We start from the raw sequence: 4,949 nt of genomic DNA on the forward strand, positions 1-4,949 counted from the left end.
CGATCGGGCCAGAAGCCATCGGCATCAATGCGGTGGCCATGGCCGGCCGATTCGCCGGTGAACCACTGCGGCTCGAGCCTCTGTGCTAGCAGCTTGAAATCGGAGCGGCTGAATACTGGTTCGCGGTGGGATGTCATGACATGCGGTAGGGTGGTTGCCACCGGATACTGCATGACCGTCGAGCGGCGTCTGTGGGTGACGCATCCAAGCGCACTGCCAAGAGGTGGGCTAGATGGTGGGTAAGCAATGAAAACGGGCCAAAAGGCCCGTATTCATTGGAGATATGGTGGAGAGGAGGAGGATCGAACTCCCGACCTTCGCATTGCGAACGCGACGCTCTCCCAGCTGAGCTACCCCCCCACGAAGAACGAAGAAAGTGTAGCCGATGGCGCCTCAGCCCATGCCGTTGCGGCGGGCCAGTTCGAGCCACAGGCCGGCATGGTCCGCGTCGGGCCAACCGTGTTCGGCAGCACTCGCGTAGAGCTGCTCGAACAGCGTCGTGATGGGCGCATCGAAGCCGAGTTCGGTGCCGGTGGCCAAGGCATTGCGCAGGTCTTTGAGCTGCACCGTGATGGCGGCGCGCTTGGCGAAATCGCGCTCGACCATGCGCAGGCCGTGTACCTCGAGGATGCGGCTGTCGGCAAAGCCGCCGCGCAGCGCCTCGCGCACCTTGGCCGGGTCGGCGCCACCGCGCTCGGCCAGCAGCAGCGCCTCGGCCACCGCGCCGATGGTGATGCCCACGATCATCTGGTTGGCCAGCTTGGCGAGCTGCCCGGCGCCGTGCGGGCCGACGTGCGTGGCGCGCCCGAGCGGGGCGAACAGCGGCTGAGCCCGCTCGAAATCGGCCGCCTCGCCGCCCGCCATGATGGCCAGCGTGCCAGCCGCCGCGCCGACCGTGCCGCCCGACACGGGAGCATCCAGATGCGCAACGCCGCGCGTGGCCAGTGCCGCGGCATGGGCGCGCGCCTCGGCCGGTTTGATCGAGCTCATGTCGACCAGCAGCGCGCCGCGCGGCAGCGCTTCGGCCAGGCCGCGTGCGAACAGCAGCTCCTCGACCGCGCCGCCATGCTCGAGCATGGTGATCACCACGCCAGCGTGGCGCACCGCTTCGGCGGCGGTGTCGGCGACGTGCGCGCCATGGGCGGCCAGCGCCTCGGCCTTGGCACGGGTGCGGTTCCACACCGTGAGCTCCAGGCCGGCGCCGAGCAGGCGGCGCGCCATCGGGTTTCCCATGAGGCCGCAACCGAGCAGGCAGGTCTTGATTGGCTTCATCGTCGGGGAACTCCGCAGTGATCGAGGGTGCGCGGCAGTATAGAAAGTGGGTCATGAACACACTCCTGCCGCAGCCTGCCAGCCTCGACCCCGACTGGCTCGACATTCAGTACAACAACCGCGCGCGCATTCCTGAACATCCGCAGCTGTTCGCGCGCTGGGCGGCCGACTCGGCGGCGGCACGCCAGGCGCTGCGCTGCCACGTCGACCTGCGCTACGGCGACGGGCCGAACGAAACGCTGGACGTGTTCCCGAGTGCGCGCCCCAACGGCCATGCCGCGCCGGTGTTGTTGTTCATTCATGGTGGCTGGTGGCGCTCGCTCGACAAGGCCGACCACAGCTTCGTCGCGCCGGGCTTCGTGCGCGGCGGTGCATTGGTGGTGATGCCCAACTACGCGCTCGCACCGGCGGTGAGCGTGGCGACGATCACGCTGCAGATGGCGCGCGCGCTCGCCTGGACCTGGCGCCATGCCGCCGAGCATGGCGGCGACCCCGCACGCATCACCCTGGTCGGCCACTCGGCCGGCGGTCATTTGGCAACGATGCTGCTGGCCTGCGACTGGCGCGCCGTCGCGCCCGATCTGCCGGCCGATCTGGTGCGTCGCGCGCTCAGCATTTCGGGCCTCTACGAACTCGACCCGGTGCGCCGCACGCCCTTCTTGAAAGCCGATCTGCGGCTGACGACGCAGGCCGTGGCGCGACTCAGCCCGGCACGCTTTGCCGCACCGCGCGGCCGCACGCTCTACGCCGCCGCAGGTGCGCTCGAAAGCGAGGAGTTCCTGCGCAACAACGCGCTGATCCGCGCCGCCTGGGGCGCCGAGGCCGTGCCGGTGTGCGAGACGGTGCCCGGCTTCAACCACCTCGACATCGTGCATTCGCTGGCCGAGCCGGTCGGGGTGCTGCACGCGCGGGCTTGGGAGCTGCTGCAAATGCCGTGAGTGCCGGGCGAGGTTCGCCGTCAGAGCGGTCGGCCGACCGGAATGGCCCGCGCTTAGCTTGATGAATGAGAGGTGACGAGCCTTTCCCCCGGCACTGGAGGCTAACGGTTAGGGCTGCTTCGTTCCCGACCTGACCCGTTTGGCCGCGCCTCCATGCGCGGAGGCCCGTCGCTGCCGAATGTAGGGGCGGGCCAGGAAGCCCCTGGGTCGCCTCGGTCCTCATGTGCGACGACCCTCCCTCTCCCGCGAGCGGGAGAAAGAGCCAAGCGACGCTAGCGCAACTGCAAGTCGTCGTCGCCGAAGCGCACGCCGATCGGCTCGATCAGCAACTGTTTCGGCCCCATCTCCACGGCGCCCGCGACCCACGCATCGACGCCTTGCGACTTGGCCACTTCGACGGTGCGCGCCGCATCGTCAGCCTTCACGAACAGCGCAAAGCCCGCGCCCATGTTGAGCGTGCTGTAGGCCTCGCGGGCGTCGTGGCCGGCGTGCTCCGCGATGAAGCGCAGCACCTTGGGTACCGGCGGCACGGTGTGGATGCGGTAGGTGTGCTCGGCCGGGTGGCGCAGCAGCTTGCGCCAGCCGTGGCCGGTGATGTTGGCGCTGTAGTGCGGCGCGATGCCGGCCTTCCAGAGTGCCTCGGTGACGGGTGAGTAGAGCGTGGTCGGCGCGAGCAGCGCTTCGCCGTAGGCCAAGCCCGGCGCCACCTCGGTGAGGTAGCCCTCGGGCAGCCGCTCGAGCAGCTTGCGCGCGAGCGACAGGCCGTTGGCATGGATGCCGCTCGAAGCCAGCAGCACGATCGCATCGCCCGGCGCGAGCTTGTCACCCACCGAGAGACGCTCCTTCGGATTGACCAGGCCGGTACACGAGGCCGCGAGGTCGATGCGCCCCGCTTCCACGATGCCGGCCAGCGCAGGCGTTTCGCCGCCGCCCCAGGCGACGCCGCAGATCTCGCAGGCGCGCTTCCAGCCGGCCACCAGCGCCGCTGCACGCTCGGCGTCGGCGAACCACTCGCTGCCGCCCGCGGCCCAGTAGGCTTGCACCACCAGCGGCGTGGCGCCGACGGTGATGAGGTCGTTGACCGCCATCGCGATGGTGTCCTGCGCGATCGACGCGTAGTAGCTCTTGCCGGTAAGCGCCTTCATCTCGTCGGCCACGAGCGCCTTGGAGCCCAGGCATTCGACGATGCTGGCCAGGTAGAAGGGCCCCACATCGACCACGTAGGCCGACTCGCCGCGCGAAGCCGCCACTTCGCTGAAGCCGTGTGCGGCGAGCTGCGACGCGGTGTCCCTGGCGGCGCGCTGCGCGGCGACCTTGAGCGGATCGATCAGCGCGTAGTCGACGCCGGCCTGTTCGTAGCTGAGCGGTGCGTCGGTCGGGGGCGGCTGGGTGTTCATGAGCAAGGGCGCGTGGCGGTGAATCCGGTTCGAAGGGATTATCCCGACACCGGCATGGGCCGGCGCGCATGCGCACGAACGGCTTTGCGTCGTGGGCCTTGGTGCGGTCGGGCCGAGGGGGCTGCGCTAGGGCGAGGGCGACTCGCTCCTCCCGTAAAATCGGTCGATGAGCAACACCCTGGTGCTGGCCCGCAAATACCGTCCGCCGAACTTCGAGCAGATGGTGGGCCAGGAGCATGTGGTCAAGGCCCTGACCAACGCGCTGGCCTCGCAGCGGCTGCACCATGCCTACCTCTTCACCGGCACGCGCGGCGTCGGCAAGACCACGGTGGCGCGCATCCTCGCCAAGAGCCTCAACTGCATCGGCCCCGACGGCAATGGCGGCATCACGCCACGGCCCTGCGGCGTGTGCCGCGCCTGCACCGAGATCGACGCCGACCGCTTCATCGATTACGTCGAGATGGACGCCGCCTCCAACCGCGGCATCGACGAGATCCGCGACCTGCTCGAGCGCGCCGCCTACAAGCCCGCAGTCGGTCGCTTCAAGGTCTTCATGATCGACGAGGTACACCAGCTCACCAAGGACTCGTTCAACGCGCTCCTCAAGACGCTGGAAGAGCCGCCCGAGTACCTGAAGTTCGTGCTGGCGACCACCGACCCGGACAAGGTGTTGCCGACGGTGCTCTCGCGCTGCCTGCAATTCAACCTGCGGCCGATGGCGCCCGAGACGATCCAGGCTCATCTGCAGCACGTGCTTGCCAGCGAGGGCATCCCCGCCGAGGCGGCCGCGTTGCGGCTGCTTGCACGTGCCGCGCGCGGCTCGATGCGCGACGCGCTCTCGCTCACCGACCAGGCGATCGCGTTCGGCGCCGGCAGCATCGCCGAAGCTGGTGTGCAGCAGATGCTCGGCACCGTGGGGCGCGGCCCGGTCTACGCGCTGTTCGATGCGCTGGCGGCCGGTGATGGCGCGGGCGTGGTGGCAACGGCCGACCGTCTGCGCGCCGAGGGCCAGTCGGCCGAGGGTGCGCTCGAGGAGATGTGTACGCTACTGCAGCAGCTTGCGGTGCTGCAGGTGGTGCCTGACGCGCTCGATGTCGACGACCCCGAATCCCCGGCGCTGGCACAGCGGGCCGGCGTGCTGCCGCCCGACGAGACGCAACTGCTCTACAGCATCGCCTTGCACGGGCGCAGCGAGCTGGCGCTTGCGCCCGACGAGTACAGCGGCCTGGTGATGGTGTTGCTGCGCATGCTGGCGTTCCGCCCGGCCGGTGCGGCCCCGCGAGCGCCCGCGCCGCCATCGGTGGCGCGCGTTGTGCCACCCGCGCCTGCGCCCGCGGTGCCG

Annotated in this window: 4 protein-coding genes, 1 tRNA gene and 1 other RNA gene; 2 read left to right on the plus strand and 4 right to left on the minus strand. The window is 69.5% G+C overall.

Going from position 1 to position 4,949, the window contains the following annotated elements:
- Positions 1–284 precede the first annotated feature (284 nt).
- A tRNA-Ala gene (locus RMO12_RS00650) sits at positions 285–360 on the minus strand.
- Positions 361–393: 33 nt separating this feature from the next.
- The gene (locus RMO12_RS00655) at positions 394–1,272 is read right to left on the minus strand and encodes an NAD(P)-dependent oxidoreductase (protein WP_309637823.1); all 879 of its coding nucleotides are present in this window, start codon (positions 1,270–1,272) and stop codon (positions 394–396) included.
- A gap of 53 nt (positions 1,273–1,325) precedes the next feature.
- Here RMO12_RS00655 and RMO12_RS00660 point away from each other — a divergent pair, with 53 nt between their 5' ends.
- On the plus strand, positions 1,326–2,210 hold the full coding sequence (locus tag RMO12_RS00660; protein WP_309637824.1) for an alpha/beta hydrolase: 885 nt from the start codon (positions 1,326–1,328) through the stop codon (positions 2,208–2,210).
- A 71-nt stretch (positions 2,211–2,281) separates the two neighbouring features.
- Here RMO12_RS00660 and ffs read toward each other — a convergent pair.
- Positions 2,282–2,380, minus strand: an RNA gene (gene ffs / locus RMO12_RS00665) — signal recognition particle sRNA small type.
- A gap of 102 nt (positions 2,381–2,482) precedes the next feature.
- Positions 2,483–3,607 (minus strand): AIR synthase related protein, encoded by a 1,125-nt coding sequence (locus tag RMO12_RS00670; protein WP_309637825.1) that lies wholly within the window; start codon positions 3,605–3,607, stop codon positions 2,483–2,485.
- Between the two features lie 166 nt (positions 3,608–3,773).
- Here RMO12_RS00670 and dnaX point away from each other — a divergent pair.
- Positions 3,774–4,949, plus strand: a 1,176-nt coding sequence (gene dnaX / locus RMO12_RS00675; RefSeq protein ID WP_309637826.1) for a DNA polymerase III subunit gamma/tau, incomplete at its 3' end; no start/stop codon positions are given.

The sequence above is a fragment of the Methylibium sp. genome, assembly GCF_031393925.1.
GTDB lineage: Bacteria > Pseudomonadota > Gammaproteobacteria > Burkholderiales > Burkholderiaceae_C > Methylibium.

Excerpts from the sequence above, each read along its gene's own strand:
- RMO12_RS00660 (WP_309637824.1), top strand. The coding sequence starts at position 1,326 with ATGAACACACTCCTGCCGCAGCCTGCCAGCCTCGACCCCGACTGGCTC.
- RMO12_RS00655 (WP_309637823.1), bottom strand. The coding sequence starts at position 1,272 with ATGAAGCCAATCAAGACCTGCCTGCTCGGTTGCGGCCTCATGGGAAAC.
- RMO12_RS00670 (WP_309637825.1), bottom strand. The coding sequence starts at position 3,607 with ATGAACACCCAGCCGCCCCCGACCGACGCACCGCTCAGCTACGAACAG.